Source organism: Massilia sp. P1_C10, from assembly GCF_056406475.1.
The window spans coordinates 21,727-46,436 of sequence record NZ_JBFUAC010000008.1 but is presented as its reverse complement, the minus strand read 5'-3'; the positions used below and the strand labels follow the sequence as shown (position 1 = coordinate 46,436).

Annotated in this window: 27 protein-coding genes and 1 pseudogene; 15 read left to right on the top strand and 13 right to left on the bottom strand. The window is 63.3% G+C overall.

The window, feature by feature from the left end; translation table 11 throughout:
* The first annotated feature begins 28 nt into the window (after positions 1-28).
* Genes AC1D02_RS17160 through AC1D02_RS17150 form a run of 3 tightly spaced genes read left to right on the top strand, consistent with a single transcriptional unit; the run spans position 29 to position 3,599 of the window.
* The gene (locus tag AC1D02_RS17160) at positions 29-406 is read left to right on the top strand and encodes a hypothetical protein (protein WP_477319047.1); all 378 of its coding nucleotides are present in this window, start codon (positions 29-31) and stop codon (positions 404-406) included.
* Positions 403-2,076, top strand: a complete 1,674-nt coding sequence (locus AC1D02_RS17155) for a M48 family metalloprotease (protein ID WP_477319045.1) — start codon at positions 403-405, stop codon at positions 2,074-2,076. The genes AC1D02_RS17160 and AC1D02_RS17155 overlap by 4 nt, the downstream gene beginning before the upstream one ends.
* The gene (locus tag AC1D02_RS17150) at positions 2,073-3,599 is read left to right on the top strand and encodes a CHASE2 domain-containing protein (RefSeq protein WP_477319043.1); all 1,527 of its coding nucleotides are present in this window, start codon (positions 2,073-2,075) and stop codon (positions 3,597-3,599) included. Before AC1D02_RS17155 ends, AC1D02_RS17150 begins: the two co-directional genes overlap by 4 nt.
* Positions 3,600-3,651: 52 nt before the next feature.
* On the opposite strand, the gene AC1D02_RS17145 is transcribed toward AC1D02_RS17150, so the two are convergent.
* Both AC1D02_RS17145 and AC1D02_RS17140 read right to left on the bottom strand, forming a co-directional pair.
* Positions 3,652-3,804, bottom strand: a complete 153-nt coding sequence (locus AC1D02_RS17145; RefSeq protein WP_477319041.1) for a hypothetical protein — start codon at positions 3,802-3,804, stop codon at positions 3,652-3,654.
* Between the two features lie 37 nt (positions 3,805-3,841).
* Positions 3,842-5,017: a GGDEF domain-containing protein gene (locus AC1D02_RS17140; protein WP_477319039.1), complete on the bottom strand. Its 1,176-nt coding sequence runs from the start codon at positions 5,015-5,017 to the stop codon at positions 3,842-3,844.
* Between the two features lie 303 nt (positions 5,018-5,320).
* Here AC1D02_RS17140 and AC1D02_RS17135 point away from each other — a divergent pair, with 303 nt between their 5' ends.
* A complete protein-coding gene (locus tag AC1D02_RS17135; RefSeq protein WP_477319037.1) occupies positions 5,321-6,970 on the top strand; it encodes a M28 family metallopeptidase in 1,650 nt (549 codons plus the stop codon).
* Between the two features lie 52 nt (positions 6,971-7,022).
* On the opposite strand, the gene AC1D02_RS17130 is transcribed toward AC1D02_RS17135, so the two are convergent.
* Genes AC1D02_RS17130 through AC1D02_RS17120 form a run of 3 tightly spaced genes read right to left on the bottom strand, consistent with a single transcriptional unit; the run spans position 7,023 to position 8,188 of the window.
* Positions 7,023-7,412 (bottom strand): MAPEG family protein, encoded by a 390-nt coding sequence (locus AC1D02_RS17130; protein WP_477319035.1) that lies wholly within the window; start codon positions 7,410-7,412, stop codon positions 7,023-7,025.
* A gap of 17 nt (positions 7,413-7,429) precedes the next feature.
* Entirely contained in the window at positions 7,430-7,852 is a 423-nt protein-coding gene (locus tag AC1D02_RS17125) for an SRPBCC family protein (protein WP_477319033.1), read from the bottom strand.
* 3 nt (positions 7,853-7,855) lie between these two features.
* Entirely contained in the window at positions 7,856-8,188 is a 333-nt protein-coding gene (locus AC1D02_RS17120; RefSeq protein WP_477319031.1) for an ArsR/SmtB family transcription factor, read from the bottom strand.
* A gap of 187 nt (positions 8,189-8,375) precedes the next feature.
* Here AC1D02_RS17120 and AC1D02_RS17115 point away from each other — a divergent pair, with 187 nt between their 5' ends.
* Complete coding sequence (locus AC1D02_RS17115) at positions 8,376-10,439, top strand: M13 family metallopeptidase (RefSeq protein ID WP_477319029.1); 2,064 nt, start codon at positions 8,376-8,378, stop codon at positions 10,437-10,439.
* 79 nt (positions 10,440-10,518) lie between these two features.
* The gene (locus tag AC1D02_RS17110; RefSeq protein ID WP_477319027.1) at positions 10,519-11,055 is read left to right on the top strand and encodes a DUF2058 domain-containing protein; all 537 of its coding nucleotides are present in this window, start codon (positions 10,519-10,521) and stop codon (positions 11,053-11,055) included.
* A 10-nt stretch (positions 11,056-11,065) separates the two neighbouring features.
* Here AC1D02_RS17110 and AC1D02_RS17105 read toward each other — a convergent pair whose 3' ends face one another.
* The gene (locus AC1D02_RS17105; RefSeq protein WP_477319025.1) at positions 11,066-12,001 is read right to left on the bottom strand and encodes a bestrophin family protein; all 936 of its coding nucleotides are present in this window, start codon (positions 11,999-12,001) and stop codon (positions 11,066-11,068) included.
* 176 nt (positions 12,002-12,177) lie between these two features.
* Between AC1D02_RS17105 and AC1D02_RS17100 the strand changes: the two genes are divergently transcribed.
* Positions 12,178-12,942: a lysostaphin resistance A-like protein gene (locus AC1D02_RS17100; RefSeq protein ID WP_477319023.1), complete on the top strand. Its 765-nt coding sequence runs from the start codon at positions 12,178-12,180 to the stop codon at positions 12,940-12,942.
* Here AC1D02_RS17100 and nudC read toward each other — a convergent pair.
* Entirely contained in the window at positions 12,887-13,756 is an 870-nt protein-coding gene (gene nudC / locus AC1D02_RS17095; RefSeq protein WP_477319021.1) for an NAD(+) diphosphatase, read from the bottom strand. The genes AC1D02_RS17100 and nudC overlap by 56 nt on opposite strands.
* 83 nt (positions 13,757-13,839) lie before the next feature.
* Here nudC and AC1D02_RS17090 point away from each other — a divergent pair, with 83 nt between their 5' ends.
* From AC1D02_RS17090 to AC1D02_RS17080, 3 genes are all read left to right on the top strand, one after another.
* Entirely contained in the window at positions 13,840-14,193 is a 354-nt protein-coding gene (locus AC1D02_RS17090; RefSeq protein ID WP_477319019.1) for a winged helix-turn-helix transcriptional regulator, read from the top strand.
* Positions 14,183-14,812 carry a GNAT family N-acetyltransferase gene (locus tag AC1D02_RS17085; protein WP_477319017.1) on the top strand — a complete coding sequence of 210 codons (630 nt, stop codon included), beginning with the start codon at positions 14,183-14,185 and terminating at the stop codon, positions 14,810-14,812. The genes AC1D02_RS17090 and AC1D02_RS17085 overlap by 11 nt, the downstream gene beginning before the upstream one ends.
* 86 nt (positions 14,813-14,898) lie before the next feature.
* On the top strand, positions 14,899-15,186 hold the full coding sequence (locus tag AC1D02_RS17080) for a hypothetical protein (protein WP_477319015.1): 288 nt from the start codon (positions 14,899-14,901) through the stop codon (positions 15,184-15,186).
* Between the two features lie 8 nt (positions 15,187-15,194).
* Here AC1D02_RS17080 and AC1D02_RS17075 read toward each other — a convergent pair whose 3' ends face one another.
* Together AC1D02_RS17075 and AC1D02_RS17070 are read right to left on the bottom strand one after the other, a co-directional pair.
* Complete coding sequence (locus AC1D02_RS17075) at positions 15,195-16,658, bottom strand: ATP-binding protein (RefSeq protein WP_477319013.1); 1,464 nt, start codon at positions 16,656-16,658, stop codon at positions 15,195-15,197.
* A 227-nt stretch (positions 16,659-16,885) separates the two neighbouring features.
* The gene (locus AC1D02_RS17070) at positions 16,886-17,857 is read right to left on the bottom strand and encodes an alpha/beta fold hydrolase (protein ID WP_477319011.1); all 972 of its coding nucleotides are present in this window, start codon (positions 17,855-17,857) and stop codon (positions 16,886-16,888) included.
* Positions 17,858-17,968: 111 nt separating this feature from the next.
* Between AC1D02_RS17070 and AC1D02_RS17065 the strand changes: the two genes are divergently transcribed.
* Positions 17,969-18,652, top strand: coding sequence for a hypothetical protein (locus AC1D02_RS17065; protein ID WP_477319009.1), 684 nt, complete (start codon positions 17,969-17,971; stop codon positions 18,650-18,652).
* Positions 18,653-18,766: 114 nt separating this feature from the next.
* On the opposite strand, the gene AC1D02_RS17060 is transcribed toward AC1D02_RS17065, so the two are convergent.
* Both AC1D02_RS17060 and AC1D02_RS17055 read right to left on the bottom strand, forming a co-directional pair.
* The gene (locus AC1D02_RS17060; RefSeq protein WP_477319007.1) at positions 18,767-19,126 is read right to left on the bottom strand and encodes a GYD domain-containing protein; all 360 of its coding nucleotides are present in this window, start codon (positions 19,124-19,126) and stop codon (positions 18,767-18,769) included.
* Between the two features lie 617 nt (positions 19,127-19,743).
* Positions 19,744-20,499, bottom strand: a complete 756-nt coding sequence (locus AC1D02_RS17055) for a toll/interleukin-1 receptor domain-containing protein (RefSeq protein ID WP_477319005.1) — start codon at positions 20,497-20,499, stop codon at positions 19,744-19,746.
* A gap of 739 nt (positions 20,500-21,238) precedes the next feature.
* Between AC1D02_RS17055 and AC1D02_RS17050 the strand changes: the two genes are divergently transcribed.
* The 4 genes and pseudogenes from AC1D02_RS17050 (at position 21,239) to AC1D02_RS17035 (ending at position 23,477) form a co-directional block, all read left to right on the top strand.
* On the top strand, positions 21,239-21,628 hold the full coding sequence (locus AC1D02_RS17050; protein ID WP_477319003.1) for a plasmid mobilization protein: 390 nt from the start codon (positions 21,239-21,241) through the stop codon (positions 21,626-21,628).
* Positions 21,618-22,031, top strand: a pseudogene (locus AC1D02_RS17045) (relaxase/mobilization nuclease domain-containing protein); the annotation flags it as partial. The gene AC1D02_RS17050 and the pseudogene AC1D02_RS17045, both read left to right, overlap by 11 nt.
* A 328-nt stretch (positions 22,032-22,359) precedes the next feature.
* Positions 22,360-22,857: an IncQ-type mobilization protein MobB gene (locus AC1D02_RS17040; RefSeq protein ID WP_477319373.1), complete on the top strand. Its 498-nt coding sequence runs from the start codon at positions 22,360-22,362 to the stop codon at positions 22,855-22,857.
* 5 nt (positions 22,858-22,862) lie between these two features.
* Positions 22,863-23,477 carry a DNA-primase RepB domain-containing protein gene (locus AC1D02_RS17035; RefSeq protein ID WP_477319371.1) on the top strand — a complete coding sequence of 205 codons (615 nt, stop codon included), beginning with the start codon at positions 22,863-22,865 and terminating at the stop codon, positions 23,475-23,477.
* Between the two features lie 63 nt (positions 23,478-23,540).
* Here the strand turns inward: AC1D02_RS17035 and AC1D02_RS17030 are convergent, their stop codons facing one another.
* The gene (locus AC1D02_RS17030) at positions 23,541-24,323 is read right to left on the bottom strand and encodes a hypothetical protein (RefSeq protein ID WP_477319001.1); all 783 of its coding nucleotides are present in this window, start codon (positions 24,321-24,323) and stop codon (positions 23,541-23,543) included.
* Complete coding sequence (locus AC1D02_RS17025; RefSeq protein WP_477318999.1) at positions 24,323-24,622, bottom strand: hypothetical protein; 300 nt, start codon at positions 24,620-24,622, stop codon at positions 24,323-24,325. The genes AC1D02_RS17030 and AC1D02_RS17025 overlap by 1 nt, the downstream gene beginning before the upstream one ends.
* Positions 24,623-24,710 lie beyond the last annotated feature (88 nt).

Genomic DNA, 24,710 nt, shown 5'->3' with positions numbered 1-24,710 from the left:
CATAACAATATTTCAAAGGAATCGATTCATGAGATTGCGTACCTTGACATGCGGCGTCGCCGTCGCCCTCGCTACGGTCGGCCTGAGCGCCGGCGCCGCCGAACCGGTTGGTACCATCGTCGCCATCAGCGCGATCAGCAGTCCGCGCCTGAGTTTGTATTCGGGGACGACGGTCGACAGCAAGGTCAAGGAACTGCCGAAGGACACCGTCCAGATGCCGTTGAAGGTGTCGGACGTGGGCGAAGGCGAACGTTTCCTGCGGATCGAGCTCGATGGCGACCGCTACTGGGTGCGCAAGGTGCAGGTCGATGTGCTGCGCGCCGTCACCACCGGCTGCCTGGCCGCAGCCGCCGCGCCGACCGAAACCGGCGGCATCCGCGGCGCCAACCGCGGCTGCGCCAAATGACGCGCGCCGGCGCCATCGCCGCCATCGCCGTGTGCTGCGTGTGCATGTCGGCGGCGCTTGCCCAGGAAGAGCCGGCGCCGGCCAGCCAGGGCAATTTCTTCAGCAAGATGTTCGGCACCGACACCCGGCCTCAGCTTGAGCGGCTGCGCGCCAAACCGTACCAGCCCTCGAACCAGGCGATCGGGGTCGAGCGCGACCTCCTGAACCAGCGCGCATCCGCCTATGGCCTGGTCAGCGCGGACGGCCTTGAGAAATACGCGAACCGCGTGCTTGACAAGCTCAAACAGGCGGCCGGCATTCCGGGCCTGCCTGGCTCGGTGTACCTGCTCGCAACCGACGACCTGGCGGCCGTCACTACGGCCGACGGCAACATCTACATCAGCTACCGCTGGTTCGAAAACCTGAACCAGTCGACCTACGCGGTGGGGCAGGAAGACACGCTGGCGGGATTGCTGGCGCACGAACTGGGGCACATCGCGCTGGGCCATCACAACAGCGACATGTTCTCGATTGCCGCCAAATGGGCGCAGCGCTATTACACCCAGGCGATCGCCATCAAGACCGCGCTCGAACAGAAATCGAATGGCGCCGTGGCGCTGCCCGCGGGCGCGGTGCAGAACGTGAAGAAGATGCAGTTGATGGTGGAGGTGATGGACAAGATGCTGCATCCGGCCTGGAAGCGCGGACAGGAGGAGGAGGCCGATGCGTTCGCGGTCGACGTGACCAAAGCGGCCGGCTACACCTACCAGGAAGGCGTGAAGCGCTTCCTCGAGATTAACAACAGCGCCGCGCAGGCGCAGCAGGAGCGCGAGAAGCAGCGCCTGACCGCGATGCAGTCTGATGTCGACGCCTCGCTCAAGGCGGGCAACCTCGACGCCGCCATCAACGGCGTCGGCAAGCAGCTTGGCGACCAGATGAAATCGATGCTCGGCGCGACCCATCCCGATCCGGTCGCGCGCACCGCGAAGCTGGGCGAGTACGTCGCCAAGTACCACAAGTCCGACTGGTACGAAGATGCGGAGCCGGCGCCGTCGAAGGAGTACCTTCGCGAGGCCAAGACGACGCAGAACGCCGAGCTGTTCGAGATGTACAACAAGGCGTTCGAACTGGAGAACCAGTTCGCAACGCTCGATCCCGACAAGATCCGCAAGGCGGTTGCCGACGGCGACAAGCTGACGCGCAAGATCGGGCTGAAGAATGTCGACCGCAACAACTGGCTGCTGTTCTACGAATACGCGCGTGCGATGCGTTTCGCCGCCGAACTGGCGCCGTCGGCCAGCGTGGCCGAAGCGCCGGCGCCGGTAGCGGTGGCGCCCGCGAAGCCGGGCAAGAAGGGGAAAGCGGCGCCGGTGCAGGCGCCCCGCGAAGCGCCCGGCCTGAAGCAGGAAGAACTGGACCTGGCCCTGACCAGTGGCGAGGCGGCGATGAGCTTCAAGCCTTACGAGGACAGCATCAAAATCGCGCTCAAGGCGGGCAACCGCGCGCAGGCGCTTGAGCTGTTGACCAAGACCGACAAGAAGTTCGATCTGGCGCGCAGCACGCTGCCCAAGACCATCGCGTTTTACCGCCAGGCGGGGAAGCCGGAACGCTCGTCCGAGCTGGCCACGCTGTGCGAGACGCGCTACATGGACATGCGCGACGAATGCCGGAACGCGGCCAAAGCCCAATGAGCGGCCAGGAAACCGACAAGATGGGCGGGCCGCGCAAGTTCTGGTGGACGTTCGGCTTGTACCTGCTGGTCGGGCTGACGCTTGCCTATATGTCGGACTGGCTGCCGGTCAGCGAAGGCGCTAAGCGCGTTTTGACGCGCGTGTGGGGACCGGTGCTGACCGCCGATTATCCGGCGACGGGGCGCGAACAGATCACGGTGCTGGTAGCTGACGATGACGATCTGCGCGAATACGGAGAGGTGTGGCCGGTGTCGCTGGGATTTCATCAGCGCCGCCTGCAGGAGCTGCTGAAGTTTCGGCCGAAGGCGGTGTTCTTCGATATCGTGTTCCTCGACGATCGCAAGGATCCGGACCTGGAAGGCTTCATCGACGCGGCGTGTCGCGCCAGGGTGGCCGGCGTGCCGATTTTCGTCGGATCGCTGACAAGCGCCGGCATTACGCAATCGCGCACCGAACGTGCAATGATGACGCGCCAGGTCGAGGTGGGCGGGCGCAGTTTGCCCTGCGTCGAGCCGGCCTATCTGAATCTGCGGATCGACGGTTTCGACCAGTCCGTGTGGGAATACGACCTCGCGATCGGCGCGCACCACGACGCGGCCCATGACGGCGCGCCGCAATACCTGTCGCCGGCGGCGCGCCTGTACTCGGTCGAGCATCAGCTCGACGCCGCGGAATTGCACGAGCCGCTGGCGCTGGTGTGGGGTACGGCGCCCGACCCGCTCAACCTCGAGTGGCTCAATAGCGACTCCGGCGCCGAACGCAAAGGCGTGCCGTGCGCGTCGACCTGGCACTGGTATCGGGTGCTCCCGGTCGGCAAGGTGGGGCCGCCGCTTTGTCCGTACCAGCAGTTGTTGCCGCTGCGCACACTGAAGGGCAATCACGGCTTGAGTGGCGGGGACCTGCGCGCAGCGATCGAGGGCAAGTACATCATCTACGGCACCAACCTGCAAAGCACCGCCGACCTGATCGTCTCGCCGTATCACGGGCGGATCGCCGGCGCCTTTCTTCATGCGATGGCGCTCGATAACCTGCTTTCGTTCAAGGGTAAACCGAAAGCGGCAGGAGAATTCGGCCACCCGTGGTGGGGCGCGGCGACCTTGTTCATTACGTTTGCGGTGGTGGTGATCTCCGCCTTCCTCGCGCTTAATTCGCTGCGGAAGCGCACGCCATTCGCGGATCATTGGGCGGAGCTGGGCGGGCCCATGGCGAACCGGCGGGGGCGGCTGGGCGTGCTTGGCCCGGCGCTGCGAGCCTGGCTCAAACCTCGGCTGATTGCGGGCGCGATCGGCCTGGCCATTATCGGCGCGCTGATCTTCGTTAGCTACTACTGGCTCAGGCTCGGTCCTCTGGTCTGGATCGAATATGTGCTGTTTCCGATCGCTCTGGAGATGCTGCATGTCGGAGAAGGGATCGAACGTCGCTGGGAGAGTTTGATGGCGCTGTTCGAGAAGCCCGCCGGTGGAAAAAAGCACCACGGCGACGCCACGCCGCCGCCGCAGGCCGATCGCGCCAGCGCGAGCTAGCCGGCTCGCGCGAAAGATGCAGCTGCCGGTTCTACCCGGACCAGTCCGTAACTCATGTTGTCGAACCAGGCGCCGAACAGCAGCGGCAGTCCTGACGTAAGCCCGCGGCGAACGGCATTTGCCAAACGCGTTCGCTCGGGTCAAAGGTGATCAGGTGGCGCAGCTCGGCCAGCAGCAGCGATTGCAGTTTGTTCGAACGCGTCATCGATCGGCCTTCCGGGAATTCCAGCCGATTATTTAGGTCAAATGATGAATTCGGGCGCTGGCCTGCCCGCGGGACCTGAGTAGGCCAGGTGGTCGCTGTCGCACACCACGCGGTTGCGCCCACCCGACTTGGCCATGTACAGCGCCGCGTCGGCGCGCGCGATCAGCTGTGCAATGGTCTCGCCGTCGCGGTATTGGGCAACGCCGATCGACACCGACAGGCCAAGGTCGGCGCAGATATCGGTGAACTTCAGCGTCTCGACGTGCGCGCGGATGCGCTCGACCAGCACGGCAGCCGCTTCGATCCGGGTTTCGGGCAGCATCAGCAGGAATTCCTCGCCGCCGTAGCGCCCGAACGCGTCGATGTCGCGCACCTGGCGCGCGACCGCATGGGCGAAGGTGCGCAGGACGGTGTCGCCGGCGGAGTGGCCGAAGGTGTCGTTGACGCGCTTGAAGTAGTCGATGTCGAGCAGGCAGACGCAAAACGCGCGGCCGGCGCGCGCGTTGCGGTGCTGCTCGCGTTCGATCAGTTCGAGCAGGTGGCGGCGGTTATGGCTGCCGGTCAGTTCGTCGCGAATGGCCAGCGCATTGATGTAGTCGAGCGCCTTCTCAAGCTTGATGAAGCCGCGCGTCTTGGTCACTTCGAACATCAGCACGAAAAACACAACGACCACGAACAGGCCCAGTTCCACCACGAAGTACAACAGCGACATGTTGGCGATCGGCGGCGCCGGCAGCGCGACTCCCATCAGCGGCAGCGCATATAGCAAGGCCAGCGTGATGCCGCTCATGGCAAGCCAGAACATCGCGGTCGCGATCCCGCCGATCAGCATCGCCGCCACCGGCGGCGTAATCAGCCAGCCGGTGGCGGGGGAGCTGACGCCGCCCAGGTGATAGTTCAGGTAGACGAAAGTGAAAAACGCAGTGCCGACGAAGACTTCGCGCGCGAGGAAGATGCTGCCGCGGGCGCGCAGCAGGAACGGCGCCGACAGCGTGCCGGCGCAGCACAGCAGAAGCGACACGCAGCCCGCCGGGTCGCCCAGCGCGTAATAGAACGCCGCATAGGCGGGGCTCGCGAGCACCGCGAGCACCGCGGCGTTGACCAGGTTTTGCGCGCGGTTGTGCGCCTCGGGCGTAGCGCGCGCCGCGGGCGGGATGAACCACTCGATCGCCAGCGCGTAGCGGCGCATCCAGTGCGATCCTCGATTTTTCATGAATACATTTTTTCCGTTTTTCTCACGCGCCATACGATACATCGAAGCGCGGTCCGCACCGTTGCATGGTGACCAAGAGTCACCCGGCGTCACGTTTTCATTACTTAATAGTAACATGTAAAGCCGATCGGAAATGTCCGACAAGAATTTTTCTGTTTGACGCGCGCGGCCGCGCAGGCGCCCGATGCGAGTCCGCCTGTTTGACCATGGCGCGGTTTGTGATGATACTGTTGCGGAGCCGCGCCGGATCGCCGATCCGCGCGCGCCGGTTCGATCCTAAAAATAACGCAACGGAGACACGCATTGAAAAACGCCACCCTCGTTCTGCTGGCTTGTGCCGCAGCCAGCGCCAGCGCCGCAGACGCGCCCAAGTTCGACGCCCATCGCCTGTCGCAGGACGTCAAGGTCCTCGCCTCCGATGAATTCGAGGGCCGCGGCCCGAACACGCCGGGCGAAACCAAGACCGTCGCCTACCTGATCGAACAGTTCAAGGCGGCCGGGCTGAAGCCGGGCGGCGACCTGGCCGGCGGCAAGCGTGGCTGGACCCAGGACGTGCCGCTGGGCCGCTTCGAGATCAAGGGGCCGGTCAGGCTGACCGTGCACGACGGCAAGGGCAGCCAGTCGTACGCGCAGGGCGTCGAGATGGCGGTGCGCGCCGCGATGAACGGCTCGCGCATGGTCGACTTCAAGAGCGCCCCGCTGGTGTTCGTCGGTTACGGCGTCACCGCGCCCGAGCGCAAGTGGGACGATTTCAAGGGCGTCGACCTGAAAGGAAAGCTGGCGGTGGTCCTGATCAACGATCCGGATTTCGAAACCGGCGAGGGCGAATTCGGCGGCAAGGCGATGACCTACTACGGCCGCTGGACCTACAAGTACGAGGAACTGGCCCGCCGCGGCGCGCTCGGCACGATCATCGTGCACGAAACGGCGCCGGCCTCGTACGGCTGGCCGACGGTGAAGAACTCCAACACCAACGTCATGTACGACATCGTGCGCAAGGAGCCGGCCAAGGCGCACGGCGCGATGGAAGCCTGGATCCAGCGCGATGCCGCGGCGGACCTGTTCAAGCGCGCCGGCCTCGATTTCGACGCCGCCAAGAAGCAGGCGCAAAGCCGCGACTTCAAGCCGGTCGAACTCAAGGGTGTCACCTTGTCGGCGCACTACGCGGTCGATGCGAAGGTGATCAAGTCGAAGAACGTTGCGGCGCTGCGCGAAGGCAGCGAGCGGCCGAACGAGTACGTGCTGTACAGCGCGCACTGGGACCACCTCGGCGTCGGGCTGCCCGACGCGAAGGGCGACAAGATCTACAACGGCGCGGTCGACAATGCGACCGGCGTGGCGGCGCTGCTGGAACTGGGGCGCGCGTACGCGAAGCAGCCGGCGCCGCAGCGCAGCGTGGTGTTCCTCGCGGTGACGGCCGAAGAAAAAGGCCTGCTCGGGTCGGAATACTACGCGTCCAATGCGCTGTATCCGCTGGCCGCGACGGCTGCCATGATCAACATGGACGCTTTGAATCCTGAAGGACTGGCGCGCAATTTCACCATCTCCGGCAATGCGAAGCTGGACCTGCTCGACCAGCTGACGGCGAAGGCGAAGCAATGGGACATGGTGTATTCGGCTGATCCGAAACCGGAAGCGGGCTACTTCTTCCGCTCCGACCACTTCCCGATGGCCAAGCGCGGCGTGCCGGCGATTTCGTTCAAAGGCGGTAACGATTGGGTGGATGGGGGCATCAAGGCGGGCAAGGGCTGGGCCGAAAGCTACACCACCAACAACTACCATCAGCCGTCGGACCAGTGGAACGAGAAGTGGAGCTTCACCGGCATGGCGCGCGACCTGGAGCTGCTGTACGCGGTCGGCGCGGACATCGCCAATTCGAAGGCATGGCCGAATTGGTCGCAGGATTCGGAGTTCCGCGCGAAGCGGGATGAGACTTCGGCGCAGCGCAAGTAAGCACGCGGCGCCGGCAAAGACGGAGGGCAGGTCCGGCGGACCTGCCCTTTTTTTACACGGCCAGGGTCATGCCGGCGCCGATCAGGCCGCCGATCACCATCGCCAGATTCGTGAACAGGGTCAGCGCGACGCCTGCCGGACGGCTCTCAGGATTCTTGATGTACAGGTGCGAGTAAAGCGCCCGTCCGGCGATGAACAGGACGCCAGGCAGGATCGCCCAGCGCGCGCTGACGAAGTGCCCGAACAGGATCAGCGCGGGAATGAAGATCACCAGCTGTTCCATGGTGTTCTGCTGGACGCGGAACATCCGTTCCCATGTTTCATGGCCGGTGCATTTCGGCGCCGGCACGCCGTATTTGCCGCGCAGGAGGCCGACGCGGAAAGTGAAGTAGGTGTACTGCAGCAGCGCGACCAGGATGATGACGGCGATGGTGTTGTTCATGGTGTTCCTTATAAAGTTTAATTCAGGCCCTTGAGGCCCAGGTTTGCCAGGCAGCCCAGCCAGCCTTGCTTGTGATGCTCGCAGCTCGCCTCGTCGACGAACTCGGTGTGAACCAGCTGCAGGCGCGACTGCGCCTCGCCGAGCGGGGTGAAATCGAGCGCGACGCGCGTGGTGTGCGGGCTGGTTTCGAACTTCCAGCTGAACGCCAGCTTTTCGTCCTGCGCGATTTCGAGATACTCGCCGCCCACCACGTGGCGCTCGCCGCCCGGCTCCTGCATCACCAGTCGATAGCGCCCGCCGACGCGGAAATCGACGTCGGCTTCGAGCACGGTCAGCTCTCCCGGGGCGAACCAGGTGCGCATCAGGTCCGGCTTGGTCCAGGCCGCGAACAGCCGGCTGACCGGCGCATTGAAGTCTTGGCTCAGTTCTAATTGGTGCATGTTTTACTCCGGTTTTTCGATGGCGGCGCCCAGTGCGTCGAGACGCTGGCGCCAGAAGTTGCGATAGATGCTGATCCAGTCGAGGGCGATCGTTAGTTCGTGCGGCGCCAGCGTCAGGTGGTGGGTGCGTCCCACCACCCGCCGGCTGACGATCTTCGCGTGCTCCAGCACCTTGATGTGCTTCGACACCGCGGCCAGCGACATCTCGAAATGCGACGCCAGCTCGCCGACCGTGTGCTCGCGCTCGGACAGCCGGCGCACGATGTCGCGCCGGGTTGCGTCCGCCAGTGCCATGAACACCAGGTCCAATGCCGCATCCTGATTGCTTGTTGCCATTCCGATCCTCAACTGAATGGTTGAATTATAGGCCGTCCGAACAATTCATTCAACCATTTAGTTGAATATCGCCATCCATTCCCATCAATTTGCGTTCTGTCGCCCGAAACTGGCCGGCCGGCGCCCGATCCGTTACAGTGCGTCGCTCGCTGGGCGCCGTGTCCCGAACAATATTGGAGAAAACATCATGAAAAGAACCTTGTGCAGCAGCGCGATCGTAGCCCTGCTGGCCGGCATGGCATGCGCCAACGCGGCCGAACCATCGGCGACCGTCGCGGCCAGCGCCGCCGCCCCGATTTCCGGCGTCGACGTCGGATCGATCGACCGCGGCGTGCGCTCCCAGGACGATTTCTTCCGCTATTCGCAGGGCAAATGGCTGCACGACGTCGAGATCCCGTCGGACCGCGCCAGCTGGGGCGCCTTCAACATCGCGCAGGACAAGGTCGAGAGCCAGATTCGCACGCTGATCGAGCAGGCCGACCAGGACAAGAACAAGAAGGCCGGCTCGGACGCGCAGAAAATGGGCGACTTCTACGCCAGCTACATGAACGAGCAGCGCCGCAATGAACAGGGCATCGCGCCGCTGAAGGGCGAGCTGGCGCGCGTGGCCGCGCTGCGCGACAAGAAGGACATCGGCGCGCTGGTCGCCCGCTTCGGCCGGATCGGCGCCGGCGCTCCGTTCGAGATGGGCGTCCACCAGGATAACAAGGCGTCGACCCGCTACATCGTCGACATCGCGCAGTCGGGCCTGGGCATGCCGAACCGCGATTACTACATCACGCCGGACGACGCCAAGCTGGCCGACACCCGCGCCAGGTACCAGGCGCACGTCGAGAAGATGCTGGCGCTGGCCGGCCACGCCGACGCCGCCGCCGAAGCCGCGCAGATCGTCGCGCTCGAAACCGACATCGCCAGGGCGCATTGGAGCGCGGTCGAGAACCGCGATCCGGTCAAGGCCTACAACAAGGTCAGCATCGCGCAACTGAAGGCGCTGGCGCCGAGCATCGACTGGACCGGCTACCTCAAGGGCGCCGGCGTGGCGGGCAAGATCGATTCGCTGATCGTCAGCCAGCCGACCTACCTGCAGCGCCTCGACGCCGTCGTCAAGGCGACCCCGCTGGCCGCATGGAAGTCGTACTTCGAGTTCCGCCTGATCAGCGCCTACGCGCCGTACCTGTCGCAGCCGTTCGTCGACGAGAGCTTCGCGTTCCGCGGCGCGGTGCTGTCGGGCGCCAAGGTCAATCGCCCGCTGCAAAAGCGCGCCATCGCCGAAGTCAATCGCTCGCTGGGCGAGGTGGTCGGCAAGGTCTACGTCGAGCATCACTTCCCGGCCGAGCGCAAGCAGCAGGTCGAGCTGATGGTGCAGAACTTCCTGGCCGCGTTCAAGGAAGGCATCGAGACGCTGGACTGGATGACCGAGGCGACCAAGAAGCAGGCCCAGGTCAAGCTGTCCAAGATCAAGGTGAAGGTCGGCTATCCGAACCGCTGGCGCGACTACTCCGCGCTGACGATCGCGCGCGACGATCTGGTCGGCAACGTGATGCGCGCGCGCGAGTTCGGGCACCGCTTCGAGACCGGCAAGCTGGGCAAGCCGGTCGACCGCGACGAGTGGGGCATGACGCCGCAGACCGTCAACGCCTACTACAACCCGGAGATGAACGAAGTGGTGTTCCCGGCGGCGCGCCTGCAGTCGCCGCTGTACGACGCCGACGCCGAGCCGGCGATCAATTACGGCGCGGTCGGCATCTCGATCGGGCACGAGATCAGCCATGCGTTCGACGACCAGGGCGCGCAGTTCGACGGCGACGGCAACCTGCGCAACTGGTGGAGCGACGAAGACCGCAAGCAGTTCGCCGCGCGCGGCAAGGTGCTGGTGGGACAGTACGGCGCGTACAGCCCGCTGCCTGGCTACACCCTGAACGGCGAACTGACGCTGGGCGAAAACATCGCCGACAACGCCGGCGCCATCATGGCCACGCGCGCCTACAAGATCTCCCTGCACGGCAAGCCGGCGCCGGTGATCGACGGCTTCACCGCCGAGCAGCGCCTTTTCATGGGGCTGGCGCAGGCGCGCCGCGGCAAGGCGCGCGATCCGGCGCTGATCGCCCAGGTGAAGTCGGACCCGCATTCGCCGGCCGAATTCCGCGTCAACGGCAGCCTGCGCAACCATCCGGGCTTCTACGAGGCGTTCGACGTCAAGCCGGGCGACAAGATGTACCTGGCGCCGGAGCAGCGCGTCATCTTCTGGTAACAGAGGTACGGGGTCGGGTCCGGCGGACCTGACCCCATCTTTGCTATGCTGTCGAAAAGTCCCATCACGGAGTAGCAAAATGGTTTCGTTACAAGAGCAGTTTCTGAAGGCCGGCCTGGTCGACAAGAACAAGGTCAAGCAGGCCAACCAGGAAAAGAGCAAGCAGAAGAAGGTCGAGCGCCGCACCGGCACCGAGACCGTCGAGGAATCGCGCCTGGCCGCGCTCGAGATTCAGCGCAAGAACGCCGAGCGCGCCCGGGAAGCAAACGCCCAGCGCGACGCGGCCGCCAATCAGAAGGCGATCGCCGCGCAAATCGCGCAGATGGTGCAGAAGAACCGCCAAAGCAAGGGCAATGGCGACATCGCCTACAACTTCACGCATGGAACGAAGATCGAACGGATCTACGTGTCGGCGGCGGTGCAGGAGCACCTGAAAGCCGGGCGGCTGGTGATCGTCTGCCTGGGCGGCGCCACCGAACTGGTGCCGCGCGTGATCGCCGACAAGATCGCCGAACGCGATCCCGCGCTGGTGGTGCGGGTCAAGAAGGCCGCCACCGCGGTGGAAGAGGACGATCCGTACGCCGCATTCCAGATCCCCGATGACCTGATGTGGTAAGTCCCTGCCGCTACGTCAGCAAGTGATCCACCGGTGACAGCGGCGCCGGCACCTCGGGATCGCCCAGCGCTTCGCGCAAATCGATTTCGATGGTGCGGCACACGGCGTCCAGCGCCAGGTCGTTGGCCGAGGTGCCGAACGGCTCTTCGATTTCATCGCCCAGCGCATCCAGCCCGAACACCGTGTACGTGATGATCGCCACCACAAAGGGTGTCATCAGCCCGATCGTGTCGACCAGCCCGAACGGCAGCAAAAAACAATACATGTAGGACGTGCGGTGCAGCAGCAGCCGGTATGAGAACGGGACGGGCGTATTCTTGATGCGCTCGCACGCGGCGCTGGCGCCCACCATCCCCGTCATGGTGGCGTCGATCGACGCGGCCAGGCAGCAGTCGACCTGGCCGGCGCGGATGCAGTCGCCCAGGTCGGAGCCCATTTGCAGCATCAGGAAATGCGGCCTGTTCGACGCGCGCTGCAGGTCCTGCCACTCGCCGGCGCGCAGCAAGGGCTTCAGGTCGCCGGCGGCATCCGTGTCGCGCAGGTGGTGGCGCAGCGCGTGGGCGTAGCCGATGGCGCGGTAGATCATGCGCGCGCGAACATCGCTGAGCGCGCGCTCGACCGGCTGGCCGGTGTCGATCAGGCTCAGACACTGGCGCGCGAGGCTGCGGCTTCGCAGGACCATTTCGCCCCACTGCTTGCGGCCCTCCCAATACCGGTCGTAGGCGGAGCTGCTGCGGAAACCCAGGAAGATCGCCAGCGGCAGTCCGATCAGGGTGAACGGGATCGTGGTCAGCGTGATCTTGTGGTGCAGCAGCGCGCCGCCGCTCCAGGTCACGGCGATCGCCAGCAGCGTGGTCACCAGCAGGCTTTTCCAGATCCGCCCCAGGATAGAGCCGCGCATCGTCAGGAACAGCCTCAGCCCGGAAGGGCGGTCACGCACGATCATGGTCGACTCCATCGAATTCGGAACAACGATTATGGCGGCTGGGGCGGTTTTTGGAAAATTTCATGCCATCGACGGCCTATTCCGTGAATTCTGCAATCTGTCGCACGTCGCGGGAAAAAAATCGCGGGCAGCGTCAGAATATCGCTCATCAACTACAACAATAAAAGGTGAACCTCATGTCTCTCCGTGAAATGGCCGCGCAGCGCCCCATCCTCGCCGCCGTGCTGTGTGCCGGCCTGCAGTTCCTGATTACCACGCTGATCCTGAAAGCGGGCGTCGCGTTCGCGCCGCCGGCGGCATTCGGCAAGATCAAGCTGGTCGCCTTCGCGTCGACCGTGATCCTGCCGCTGGTGCTGGTGCAAGTTCTCGGGCTTTGGCGCCAGGTCGGGCTGGAACTCGGCAAGGCCAAGCCGGGCCACGTTTTCTTCGCCAGCATGCTGCTGTGCGTGATGTTCCTTGCGATGGGCGTGCATCCGATGGAGAAGCGTCCCTTCCTGCCGGAGCTGCTGATCCAGTTCATCAATGCATTCGGCGAGGAGCTGCTGTTCCGCGGCGTGATCTTCGCGATCCTCCTGACCCTGCCGCGCTGGCAGGCGATCGCCATCTCGGGCATCCTGTTCGGCGCCATGCACCTGATTCACGGCTTCATGGACGGCGACTGGAACCACGCGATGTGGTGGGCGGCGGCGACCTGCCTGTCCGGCGCGATGTTCGCTGCGGTGCGCTACGGTACCGGCAGCCTGTGGCTGACCATCATCCTGCACATGCTCCTGAACCTCAGCAAGATCTACTCGAACATCGAACCTGCCGCGGGCCCGGCTGCGCTGCTGATCGCCGAACGGGTGGCCTACGGCTTCGAGATCGCGCTCACCGCGTATGTGATTTTCAGCGCGGCGGCGCGTGACAAGGTGCTGCGGGTGCGTTCAACCAGCGCTCAATAAGCAGGCGGCCGATCACACCTGGCGGCGGCAGCAGGAGGGTTCCGGCGCCGGGGTCGGCGAGCGATTCGCGGTCGACCCAGATCGCATCCTCGATTTCGCCCGACGCGAGGATGGGCTGATCCGGCTCCACATGCGCGATGAATCCGAGCATGAGCGAATTGGGATAAGGCCAGGGCTGCGCCGTCACGTAGGCCGATGACTGCACGGCCAGTCCGACCTCTTCCACCACCTCGCGGCTGACCGCCTGCTCGGGCGTTTCGCCGGCTTCGACAAAGCCGGCCAGCGGCGCGTAGTACCCTTTCGGGAACGCGGCCTGTCGCGCCAGCAGGCATCGCGCGCCGTCGGTCACCAGCGTGATGATGGCCGGTTCGACCCGCGGGTACGACTCATGGCCGCAGGCCTCGTTTGCGCACACCCGTTTGTTCAGGTCCGTCAGGTAAGCGGACGGTGCGCCGCAGGTGCCGCAAAATCCGCTCCGGTGCAGCCATGCGCCCATGTGCAGGGCGCGGGCGGCATGCTGCAGTTCGGCCGGCGAGGAGCGCCCAAGCTGGAACAGGCCTAGAAAGCCGGTTTGCCGCGCCGGCCGGAACGGCGCAGCTTCCGCCGCGCGCGCCACGCCAATCCGGATCGCGGCATAGCGGTCGCGCCCATCGAGCGAGCCGAGACGCACCCAGTAGGTCTCGTCGTCCGATAACGCCAGCTCGTGCCGGTCGAACCATGCGATCGCGCGCGCGCCTTCGACGCCTTTGACTTCGCCGTCGGCGACCAGCATGTACAGCGCAGCTTCGGGATGGCGGCTTGTGATCGGCGGCATTCGGTTCTCCTTTTCTTGCTACTATGGTGGCTGCTACGGATAATGTAGCACAGTGCTACGCTTTCCGTAGCAAAAGGATATTCATGGCTATTCCAAAACCCGGTGCGCCGGTGCGCGGCTCGCCCACTGGCCGTCCGATCATGGCGCTGCTCGACCTGCTCGGCCGCCGTTGGGCGATGCGCATCATCTGGGAACTGCGCGACACGCCGCTGACGTTTCGCGAATTGCGCGAGCGCTGCGACGCGATGTCGCCCACGGTGCTGAACCGGCGCCTGCACGAACTTCGGGAAACCGACATCGTGGAAGTGGCGGAGCCGGGCGGCTACACCTTGAGCCGGTCCGGAAAGGCGCTGCTGGAAGCGATGACGCCGTTGCTGCAGTGGTCCAGCGACTGGCAACGGCGGCTGTCGGCCAAGGAGGCGCGCGATGAGCGTTGACCTTGACCTGCTCGCGCGCTGGCTGGCCGGCTGGAGCCTGGCGCGCGGTTTGCCGCCGCCGGCGCACGCAGATGGCGGCTTGACCGTCGAAGTGGGATGGCCGGATCAATTGCGGCGCCACGTGTTCGCCGACGCCGGCCGCGCGCTGCAGGACTGCGCGTCGCGGATACACGCGCCCTTCATCCATCTGAAAGCGGCGGTCGATGCCGATGCGATGCGGCGCGCGCTGCCCGCGCAGTGGACGATCGAAGCGCCACGCTATGTCATGGCCCGCCCGGCGGCGATGGACCGGCCGGCCGCGCTTCCCGCCGGTTACGCCGCCAGGGTGGACGCCGTAGGTCCGGTTTATTTTGTGCGCATCGCCGACGCGGCCGGCCAGACTGCGGCGTCCGGATTCGTCCTCATCAATGGGGTCACCGCCGTATTCGACCGCATCGAGACGCTCGAGGCCCATCGCCGCAAGGGGCTGGGCAGCGCATTGATGTCCGCGCTGGACGCGCTGGCGGAGCGTGCGGGCGTATCCGAGCGCCTGCTGGTGGCGACCGGCGAGGGGAGGGCGCTGTACGAGAGCCTGGGTTGGCAGGTGCTGGCGCCGTATTCGACCGCGATGCGGGCGTAAAAATTCACGCCGGCTGCATACTGGCTTCACACTCCTGTAGCAGAATCGGTCGGTCGCATCTCAATCAACGCTTTGGAGGAAACGCCATGCCCGCAACTAACGGCAACAGCTTGCACCGTCCCGTCATCAAGGTCCTGGTGGGGACCGCACTGCTTTTGCTGATTCCCTTGGTGGCGATGCAGTTCACCCGCGAAGTCAACTGGACACTGAGCGATTTCGTCGTGGCCGGGGGATTACTGGCCGGGACCGGCCTGCTGTACGTGATCGGCGCGAGCCGGATGCGCAGCCCGCGCAACCGCACCATGCTGGGCCTGGCGCTGGCGGCGGTCCTGCTGGTGGTGTGGGTGGAACTTGCGGTCGGCATTTTCCACTGATTCGCAGCCTAGACCGACGGCATCGGCAGGCGCACCGAAAACATGCTGCCGAGGTTTTCCCCGGCGCTTGCGGCCGTCACCGTGCCCTCGTGCGCCTCCACCAGGTTCTTCACCAGCGCCAGGCCGAGACCGAGGCCGCCTTCGCGGCCGTTTTTCGGCCGCTCGGCCTGGACGTACAGCTCGAACAGGTTCGGCACCAGCTCGGGCGCGATGCCGATGCCGTTGTCGGTGACGGTGATGACCACCACGCGGTCGATCACCTGAAGGTCCAGCGAAATTTTGCCGCCGTCGGGGGTGTAGCGCACAGCGTTGGTCAGCAGGTTGCCGACCACCTGCAGCAGGCGCGTGCGGTCGCCATGCACGATCGATGGCGTCGCGGGGACCGCCACGGAGACGGCATGGCCCTTGCGGCCGGCGAATGGCGCGAGCTGCTCGATGGCGTCGTTGATCACTTCGTTGACATCGATGGCGGCGCGTTCGATCAGCACCTGGCCGCGGCTGATGCGCGAGATGTCGAGCAGGTCTTCGACCAGGCGCGTCATGTGCCCGACCTGGCGCGCGACGATCTTGCCGACCTGGATGGCGCGCTCCGCCGACGGCCCGGTCAGCAGGACCTCCGCGGCCATGCCGGCGGCCGACAGGGGGCCGCGCAGCTCGTGGCTGAGGATCGACATGAACTCGTTCTTGCTGTCGTCCGCGGCCACCAGCATGCGCGCTTTTTGCGCCAGCACCGCGTTGACCGTTTCAATGCGCAGGTTGGTCTCTTCGAGGCGTTCCGAGATGACCAGCAGTTCTTCCTGGCGCGTATTCAGTTCTCCGAGCGCCGTTTCGAGCTCGCGATTGTATTTGCGCGCATCCGACAGCGCCAGGGTGTTGGGCAGTTCTTCCAGCTGCGTCAGCAGGTAGTCGATGGTGCGCGCCGTCATGCGCGGCGCGTTCGGCGCCAGCGTCTTGGCGGCGGTGATCTGCGTGCCCACGCCGGACTCGGTCTTGATCTCGAAGCGGTCCATCAGGCGCCGCGCCGACAGGATGCCCACGCCCAGTCCCGCGGCGGAACGGTAGCGTCCCTCGATGATCTCGTCGAGATCGGCGATGCCCGGTCCTTCATCGTGCACGGTCACGACCAGCTGCTGGATGCCGGGGCGCTGGGCCAGCGAAAAGCCGACCGTGCCCTTGCCGGCGTATTGAAAGACGTTGCGCGCCAGTTCGGAGACCACCGTCGAAATGCGCGACTGGTCCACCGTCGCAAACCCCAGCAGGGATGCGATCTGTTGGGCGCGCTGGCGCGAGGCGAAGACGTCATGCTCGCTCTTGATCCCGATGCTCAGGATGGCAAACGCGGGCGCGGCGCCGTCGTCGATGACGGCGGCGGCGCTGAAGATCGGCGCCGCGGTTGCGGAAGTTCCCAGGCGATGCACCGGGCGATGTCGGGCGACATGCGGGGCGGCAGTCTTCAGGGGCAGGTATTTCAAATTGGACCTTTCCGGTCGCGGCAGGGTTGTATTGTCGCCATGCATCGGATAGATCCCAGCGACAATCCCGCAGATTATACAGGGGTCTCTTGTGGGAAATCTCCGACATCGATGGATTCTTGGTTGCTTCCTTGGATGGATCGACAGTCGCTCGTAGCGAGCGCGCATGCAGCAGCTGTTAGGGAGCTGCTATTGTTTTTTTTGGGCGCGGTCGCAGGCGGGCCGGATTATCTCAGAAAGTCGGTAACGACGCGGGTGAACCGTGCCGGGTCGTCGAGAAAGAGGAAATGTCCGGCGCGGTCGAACTCGACCAGTTTCGCCTTCGGCAAAGCACGTGCGATCGCGCGCTGCGACGGCATGCCGATGGCGTAATCCTCGGTGCCCGCCAACACCAGCACCGGCATCGACAGCTTCTGCGGCGCGGCGAAGCGGTAGCTGGTAAAGCCGCCGCCGAAGAAGGTGCCGGACATCTCGCCGGTATTGCGCAATCCGCTGGCTTCGTCCACGCCGGCCTGCTGCCTGGCGAGCCGCATGTCCGGGAACATCACCTCGTCGTTGGCGCGGGCGCGATCGTTGTCGTCGAGCGCGTTGAAGGCCAGGTCGCAGTCGTTGCGCGGCTGGCCGCCGTTGCCCGATGTATCGGCGCGGGCGCGTTCCAGCGCGGCCGGATAGTGCGCCGCCAGGTAGTCGACGCGCGCCCGGCATGCGGCCGGGATGTCGGTCGCCGCGCTCACCAGCACGACGCGCGAGACGTGCTGCGGATATTTGGCCGCGTATTCTAGCGCCAGCGCGCCGCCGAACGAATGGCCCATCAGGGCAACCTGCGGCACGCCAAGCACGCGGCGCAAGCCCTCGAGGTCTTCGACCAGCTGGGGCAGGGTGTAGCCGCCGGTCCACGGCCGCTCGGAACGGCCGCTGCCGCGCTGGTCGTAATACACCACGCGCTGGCTGCGCTCGAGCGCCGGGCCGGCCAGCACCGAGAAGCTGTGGCTGTTGTAGCCGGGCCCGCCGTGCAGGAAGATCAGCGGCGGGGCGCCCTTGACCGCGGCGCCGCCGACCTTGTACCAGTAACGCACGCCGTCGATCACCACCTGATGCTCGCCGGCGCTCAAGGCGCCTTGGGCGGCCAGCGCGGGCGACATCGCGCCGCACAAGGCGGCCAGCATTATCGGGTGCTTCAGGTATCGGATCGGGGTCATGCGGAACGCCTCTCTAAAAGTTGCCCAATTGAAATGGTGGCAATTGTAGCAATCGTGCATGGGGGAAGGCAAGTACACTGGCCGACATTGGCAATAGTGGTTGAGGACGGCATGCGGTATATCGATTTCAGTTCTTGGCAGGGGGCGATGACGACGGTGATCGGGCTGGCGATTTTCACCTTGCTCGGCGTGGGCATCCGCGTGGTCATGATGCAGACGGTGCAGCAGCGCCGCGAGCGCATGAACCGCCAGATCAACGAGCGGCTGAAGACGCTCATTTCCGCCTACCGCACCCTGGGAGGATCCTTCACGGGCCAGTTAACGGTCGATCCGACGCATCTGCGCGACTTGCGCGCGGCGGGGCAGCCGGCGGCCGAGGAACGGCGCGTGGAGGAGAGCGCGAGTTCGGACCGGTCGCGCCGCATCCGAGATGCCGTCGAGGCGGCGCTGGCCGACATCCTGCTGCTCGGCACCGAGGAGCATTGCCGGTTGGCCGGGCAGGCGGCGAGCGACCTGGCCGCCGGGCGTCCCATCCACACGGCGGACCTGGTGATCTCGCTGCGCGGTTTCATCCGCGCCGCGCTCGACCTGGGGCCGATTCCCGGCGACGTGGTGATACCGCTGCAGGGGCCGACGCGCGCTCAGGGCAGTGGCGGCGGGCGCGGCAAAGCTGAAGGCGAGCGCGCCGGCGGCAAGGGCGGGGGCGGCGGCAACGCCGAGGGCGGCGGCGGCATGGGAATGGGCATGGGCATGGCGATGGGCGCCGGCCACAAGGACGCCGACCACCCGGGATAGCACGTCAGCGACCTAGGCGTTACCCGAGATTGTCCCGGCGATCGCTTATCGGGATGCGGTAAGCAAGGGGTGTAGACTTGAGTCAGATCAGCTTGGCCCGGCATTCCGGTCCGCTCATCCTGAGCCGCTGCTCGAATGTGAGCCCGCCTGCCCACCGGGTAGCTGGTAGGCGATGGTTCGCGCGCGGGCGAGAGCGTCCAGCGTATCCTCGACTGTGAGCAGTGCGGTTGTCTCAAACTTTGACACCGCCCCACCGCCGCCAATCGCTATCGCGACCGCCGCCATCGAGACGCTGTCGGGTGCCTCCCAGAGATTGTAGCCGTCGTAGGTGCCGAATGCGTACCAGAAGCCATGCAACTTGCCGCCAACCGACTCGATGTACTCACTGGCTGCTTTCCGACGGTCTTCAGGGTTCTTCATTAACCGAGCCCAAGTTTCTGGGGTGTAGCTAAAGCGGGTAAGGTAGAGAGCCATTGCACAATCCTCCTGTACGGTCGCCTCCTGGTGAGGGACAATCATCCAGATAATTGAAGAGCATAAACCTGCGGCGGAACGTCTGAACGACGCCGATCAGCGACGCTGCTGCGACGTACATGAAGATACCATGTACTCAATCGGATGGGGAGTTGTGGGTTGGTCGTGCGTTCGGCATCATTCTGCAGAGGGCGTGCGCTCTGGACCGGAAATTGACCGGACACGAGGACTACGCATACCACAAACGAAAACGCAAACCGGTGAGGGTTGGCGTTGCGTGAACTATATTCTTGGTGGCCCGGGGCGCAACCGAACGCAAGCCCGCTCTAAGGCTACGAGCGTATTCCATTTCGAGTTGCCCCATAAGTTGCCCAAATTACCAACTCTCTAGCGGATTCGATTCACGAAATTCATCTTCCAACTTCTGTCGAATCCATACGAATGTTAGGTGATACGGGGAGATTTTTCAAGTCGCAATTCGCTCCTCTTCCTATTGGGCTTTTTGGGAAAAATACCACCTTGGCGAGCATCTTCTGGTGGGGCGCGACCACATTGAATTTAACGGTTGACGACCATTATCCCCAACCCTGCGATAGGTAAGAATCTCACACCGCCTACTATTCACCTTTCGATCCGTTCTGGACTAAGTACGCGCGGCCTTGGTCCGTTACCCATAGATATTCGGTGTTAGCGCCCCCTTTCCTTACTAGGCCTTGTGCAATCGCTTGGTCTCGCGCGAACGCGTATAAAAGATTGGAAGTGTTCATTTCATTTTTTATCCAGCCTGCTCCCATCAGGCCGCTATCGTCCGCTTGTTCGTACAACGCACCTACCGCCGACATAAATTTTTCTACGGGTCCTGGAGCTTTCTGCTTAGGAGGTTCGAGCGATACGCTGAAAGGATCGTTCCCGAGTGGCGGTTTAATGTAGAGCGGTGCCGCTAAGATATCGCGAAGCAGCTCGTCCATGCCGGATTCAAAAACATCCGCGTTCGATAAGTCGATGTATTTCTTGGTAGCCAGGAAAGCCGGAGTAACCTTTTCCAATCCTTTCTGACGGATTACAGGAATTATAGTGGTCGAGCCGATAGTTTTCATTAAGTCGGCTGTAACTATCATTCGCTCATAGCCAACACCCCCGGTGCCGGAATCAGCTTTTTGCACATATCTCTCCGTGCAGATCATAATTACACGCGTTGCCCGTTTGATATTTTGTTCCATGAACTGCGGCAAGTCGCTGCCCGGGCCGAGATCCCACTGGTCGAGGATCGCGTCTACTCCGCTTGTCCTCAACCTTATCGCGAAATCCAACACCCACCGCTTGTGTTCTGGAGAGTCGTGAGAATAAGAAATAAAAACAATCGGCGCGGCCATACGAGCTCCAGTAAGATTCGATTTTAAACTTTATCACGTATTGCCGTTCGGCGATTTTGACTTGGGGCGATTCCGCGAAATGGCGGCAAAACGATGTTTATCGCCCCGCACTTCTTACAGTCCACGCCGGGACGCGTTCGCTGTTTCGATTCCGTTGGCGGGAAGGGCGTAAGCGCTGGCGACAAATGATTCAGCAGGCAGGCGATCTGCTGTAGTCGACTTTGCCGTCTCTTGTACCGGTAAATCTGCCGGCGGGGGCGATTCGAGCCGAGCGCAGGCGAGGAAGCCCGCTAGGGCGCACCCCCGCGTATCACGGTGCTCCTCAAGAGCACCGTTCGCTGAGGCGGTGCCGGACGGCACATGGTGTTCGTTAGCCCGCTGAATAGATATGCGTTTGCGTTCGCATGCGCTGCGGGAGAAAGGACAGCTTGGCGAGATCACATGTGATGTGATCATTGCTGGCTGTTGAACCCGGCTTCGTGTTGAGGCCGTCGCGTGATTTTCTTTCGGCGGTGTCAATGGCGCAAGTTATCGCCCGCGGGAATTTTGCCGTTGTGGAATTGCTAACGCCGCTTGATGCAGCTCATCGGCAACCGGTGCAATCCGATTACAGTGGTGGTCGGCGAGTCGCTGGTTAGGAGCAAGCCATGTTTTCGCTTCGCTCAAACGGCTTGCCCTGCGGGGCCTTCTCTCGCTGCGCTCGCCACAACCCAAAGTCAAAACCATCCACCTGCGCATCATGCCGCCCGATGTTTCCACGCCCAGATCCGCTGGCGGTCGTCCCAAGGGCGATCCGGCAGCCCTTCGCAGCGCAACCATCGGCGTGCGCGTTTCAGCCGGCGAGTATGCGATGCTTCGGGCCAAAGCCGCACAGATGCAAATGGCGCCAGCGCAGTGGCTGCGCGAGGCGGCCCTTGCACGGCGACTGCCATCACCGCCTGTTGCCGCCATCAACCGCGAGCAATACGCTGAACTCGCGCGGCTGTCAGCGAACCTCAATCAGCTGGCCAAGCTTGCCAACGAAGGTGCGAGGGTCACCGTTGCAAAGTCTCTCCTCATGGCCATCGGCGCAGAGACCAAGCGATTGCGCCTGGCGCTGCTCGGGATCGGAGTTGGCCATGATCGCTAAGGCAGTGAAGGGAACTGGATTTCGCGGCGTCCTTCAATACGACCTGGAGAAGGACCAGAGCCGAATCATCGACAGCAACATGGAAGGCCGCAATGCACGCGACCTGGCCGCGGAGTTTGGCGAGATCAGGAAGCTGCGCCCAGGGCTTGGCAAAGCGGTGCTGCACGTCTCGTTGTCTGCCGCACCTGGCGAACATCTGGATGACACGCAATGGACGCAAATAGCCCACCGCTATTTGGCCGGAATGGGGCTGGACAAGAATCAGTATGTCGCCACGCGTCACGTCGATACGGACCATGAGCATATTCACCTGATCGTCAATCGCATTCAATTCAACGGCGACGTCACGAGCGACAGTCACGACTACCGCCGCCAACAGTTGGTCATGCGCGAAGTAGAGCGAGACATGGGATTGCGCCAGGTTGCGTTGTCGTTCTATGCGGAGCGACATGCGGCGACACGTGGCGAGATAGAGGAGGGACTGCGCACCGGCATACCCTCGACACGCCAGCAGTTGCAGCAGCTTTGCGATGTCGCGGCGCGGGACTGCCCAAGCTTCACGGAATACGCCTCGCGACTGGAAGCAGCGGGCGTGGATCTCTTGCCGGTGACGCAGTTAGAAGGATCGAAATTGTCGGGCATTTCGTATCGCCTCGACGGCGTCATGATGAAAGGGAGCGATCTGGGCAAGCGCTACAGCCCGGCCGGACTATCGAAGCTAGGAGTAGGGTATGTCAAAGAGCGAGACCTTGAAGCAGTTAGCCGCAGCATCGAACGCAGCGCGATTGGCAGAAATGGGGCAGCAGATCGCGGCATTGCGGAGGGCGCGCATCGAGAGCGCGGAGCAATTGGCGGAAATGCTCGAGCCGTTGGCGCGATCGATGGCCGCGCTTGCGGTCGAGACGAGCGAGACGTTGTCGACAATCGGGCAGCGCAGCCGTCAGTTGGGCGAGCAATTTCAGATAGAGACGCAAGCCGCGACGGCGTCCCTGGAGAAGGCTTCGACGATGGCGCACTTCGCGGCGGCCCGCTTGGCCCAGGAGAGCCGCAGATCGATCTGGAGCATCCATCTGATTGCGCTCGCGACAGGAGTGATGAGCGCGATCCTCGTGAGCTTATTTTGGCTTTGGCTGGCCCCGCCGATGATCAACAACCAGGTGGACGTGGGGGAGATCGTGCGCCAGTTAAAGCCAGAGATCGCAGCCTTGAAGCCATCGAGAGGCAAATAGCGGCGATGGGAGGCGAGCGATTTGATGTTCGAATCCGGAACCTCGCGCGAGGAACTGAAATGGAACGGAATTGGTCGCCGAAGGAGCTGCGGCGAAGCGTTCCTTGGCTTAAGCGGATGAACGCGTTAGGTCATGATGTTGGGATCCGGCCTTCGGACCCGCATGGGCTAATCCTGATCTCGAATCTCGATCGAGCAAGGCTGGTGAAGGTGCAAGCCTTGGGGCTCTCGCCGGCGGTCACCCTGGAGACCAGTCCACAGGAATTCGAGGCGTGGATCAAGCTATCCGAAACGCCAATAGCGGATAGCATACGGTCTGCCATTTTGGCCGGCGCAAAACAACACCTCAAATTTCCTGAGACCCGCGGCGATATCTACGCGTATGGTTACCTTGCTGGCATGACGAATCACACTGCGGCATTGAGGGGCCGCGGCCCGAGCAGATTTGTGATTGAGCGCACGGCGGATGGCGCCGTCGCGAAAAGCGGAAAACAGCTAATCGACGCTATTAAGGAGAGCTACAACCGAGTCGCTGCAGCTCCCGAAGAGAAGCCGAACGAACCTATCGAGCGTCACATAGTGGATCGCAACCTTCAGCGCGAACGCGGACCATCGAGATGATTTGGGCCCTCCGTTCTGATTAGAAGCATGGCGCCAGAGTACTGGTGACAATCGACTGTGGATTCAATCGGAATGCGAAGACTCAACCTTCGCGCATGATGATTTTTTGTGGCGCTGCAGCTGCCTCTCAACTGCCTCGATCAACTGCTCGTCGCTGCCTCCCCATACAAATTCGACAGCTGCGCCGTCGGCGCGTGCGCGCGGCAGTTTTAACCGCACCCGCCCGCGCGGACCGGACTGCTCTGCGCGGATCAGCCGTTGGTCTCCCAGCCATAAGGAATAGCGCTTAGTGCCTGCGCGCACTTCAAAACGTTCTAGGTAGCGGTGTGCCGCGCTAGCCACGAAGTGCTCGATGCATTCAACGAAGTCTTCGAGATCGGATAGGTTCGTTTCCTCCGCCAGTCCTGATGTTTGCTGCAGCTCCCGCAACTGGCTGGCCGGAGTGCGGGGCCTTTGCACGACTGCACCCGGCCCGTTTAGACCAATACCATCGCGGATATTGCAGCCGTACTGGCGTATGTAATTCATCTCCACCGCAAAAATGTTCTGATCGTCTGGGACGTTGCACAGGTAGTGCAGCGAGATTGAGTGACCCGAGTCCACGGCGTCGGCAAGCGCGACATGCACGCGACGGTAATCGCGGCCTTTTTTGTACGGCACCCCCTTCAGTAATTTATCCACGTTGCGACTGTAATGTTGCCGCGGCCGTTTCTCGCCACCGTTGGCCTTACCAACGTAACGGCCGATAACTTTCCCGCTTAAGTCGGCAATCTCCCACATGTAGATCAGCGGTGCTTTTACATCGACGCCTGCTTCCTGAAGCGCGTACGACATCTTCTTACTCATCAGCTATCTCCAGGCGCGCGTACGAGGCGGTACGCATAAGGAAAGCCGGCAGGACAGTGCTGCTGTGCCTTCGCTTTCCAAACTTCGAATTCCGCGATCTCCCCTCCGCGGCGATAATACATCGCCGCTAGGTCTGAGGATGCACAGCGATCTCCTTCATCGGTGTCGCGCTCGTAGCTGGCTGCAAAATGGCGCGCTTCTACTAGGTCCTTGTTTCCGCGCTTGTCCCATAGCTGGTACGAACCCATAGCGCCCACAGAGGAAAGTAAGAGCACCACGGCGATTGTCTTTTTTTGCAAATCAGGCTTCCAGGTTAGTGACTACACTACTTTGATTAATGCACAATTTAGCACATCACGGCACGCGACTGGAAGGAGCCTTCGGTGC

Excerpts from the sequence above, each read along its gene's own strand:
- AC1D02_RS17160 (WP_477319047.1), top strand. The coding sequence starts at position 29 with ATGAGATTGCGTACCTTGACATGCGGCGTCGCCGTCGCCCTCGCTACG.
- AC1D02_RS17155 (WP_477319045.1), top strand. The coding sequence starts at position 403 with ATGACGCGCGCCGGCGCCATCGCCGCCATCGCCGTGTGCTGCGTGTGC.
- AC1D02_RS17150 (WP_477319043.1), top strand. The coding sequence starts at position 2,073 with ATGAGCGGCCAGGAAACCGACAAGATGGGCGGGCCGCGCAAGTTCTGG.
- AC1D02_RS17145 (WP_477319041.1), bottom strand. The coding sequence starts at position 3,804 with ATGACGCGTTCGAACAAACTGCAATCGCTGCTGCTGGCCGAGCTGCGC.
- AC1D02_RS17140 (WP_477319039.1), bottom strand. The coding sequence starts at position 5,017 with ATGAAAAATCGAGGATCGCACTGGATGCGCCGCTACGCGCTGGCGATC.
- AC1D02_RS17130 (WP_477319035.1), bottom strand. The coding sequence starts at position 7,412 with ATGAACAACACCATCGCCGTCATCATCCTGGTCGCGCTGCTGCAGTAC.
- AC1D02_RS17125 (WP_477319033.1), bottom strand. The coding sequence starts at position 7,852 with ATGCACCAATTAGAACTGAGCCAAGACTTCAATGCGCCGGTCAGCCGG.
- AC1D02_RS17120 (WP_477319031.1), bottom strand. The coding sequence starts at position 8,188 with ATGGCAACAAGCAATCAGGATGCGGCATTGGACCTGGTGTTCATGGCA.
- AC1D02_RS17115 (WP_477319029.1), top strand. The coding sequence starts at position 8,376 with ATGAAAAGAACCTTGTGCAGCAGCGCGATCGTAGCCCTGCTGGCCGGC.
- AC1D02_RS17110 (WP_477319027.1), top strand. The coding sequence starts at position 10,519 with ATGGTTTCGTTACAAGAGCAGTTTCTGAAGGCCGGCCTGGTCGACAAG.
- AC1D02_RS17105 (WP_477319025.1), bottom strand. The coding sequence starts at position 12,001 with ATGATCGTGCGTGACCGCCCTTCCGGGCTGAGGCTGTTCCTGACGATG.
- AC1D02_RS17100 (WP_477319023.1), top strand. The coding sequence starts at position 12,178 with ATGTCTCTCCGTGAAATGGCCGCGCAGCGCCCCATCCTCGCCGCCGTG.
- nudC (WP_477319021.1), bottom strand. The coding sequence starts at position 13,756 with ATGCCGCCGATCACAAGCCGCCATCCCGAAGCTGCGCTGTACATGCTG.
- AC1D02_RS17090 (WP_477319019.1), top strand. The coding sequence starts at position 13,840 with ATGGCTATTCCAAAACCCGGTGCGCCGGTGCGCGGCTCGCCCACTGGC.
- AC1D02_RS17085 (WP_477319017.1), top strand. The coding sequence starts at position 14,183 with ATGAGCGTTGACCTTGACCTGCTCGCGCGCTGGCTGGCCGGCTGGAGC.
- AC1D02_RS17080 (WP_477319015.1), top strand. The coding sequence starts at position 14,899 with ATGCCCGCAACTAACGGCAACAGCTTGCACCGTCCCGTCATCAAGGTC.
- AC1D02_RS17070 (WP_477319011.1), bottom strand. The coding sequence starts at position 17,857 with ATGACCCCGATCCGATACCTGAAGCACCCGATAATGCTGGCCGCCTTG.
- AC1D02_RS17065 (WP_477319009.1), top strand. The coding sequence starts at position 17,969 with ATGCGGTATATCGATTTCAGTTCTTGGCAGGGGGCGATGACGACGGTG.
- AC1D02_RS17060 (WP_477319007.1), bottom strand. The coding sequence starts at position 19,126 with ATGGCTCTCTACCTTACCCGCTTTAGCTACACCCCAGAAACTTGGGCT.
- AC1D02_RS17055 (WP_477319005.1), bottom strand. The coding sequence starts at position 20,499 with ATGGCCGCGCCGATTGTTTTTATTTCTTATTCTCACGACTCTCCAGAA.
- AC1D02_RS17050 (WP_477319003.1), top strand. The coding sequence starts at position 21,239 with ATGCCGCCCGATGTTTCCACGCCCAGATCCGCTGGCGGTCGTCCCAAG.
- AC1D02_RS17040 (WP_477319373.1), top strand. The coding sequence starts at position 22,360 with ATGTCAAAGAGCGAGACCTTGAAGCAGTTAGCCGCAGCATCGAACGCA.
- AC1D02_RS17035 (WP_477319371.1), top strand. The coding sequence starts at position 22,863 with ATGGGAGGCGAGCGATTTGATGTTCGAATCCGGAACCTCGCGCGAGGA.
- AC1D02_RS17030 (WP_477319001.1), bottom strand. The coding sequence starts at position 24,323 with ATGAGTAAGAAGATGTCGTACGCGCTTCAGGAAGCAGGCGTCGATGTA.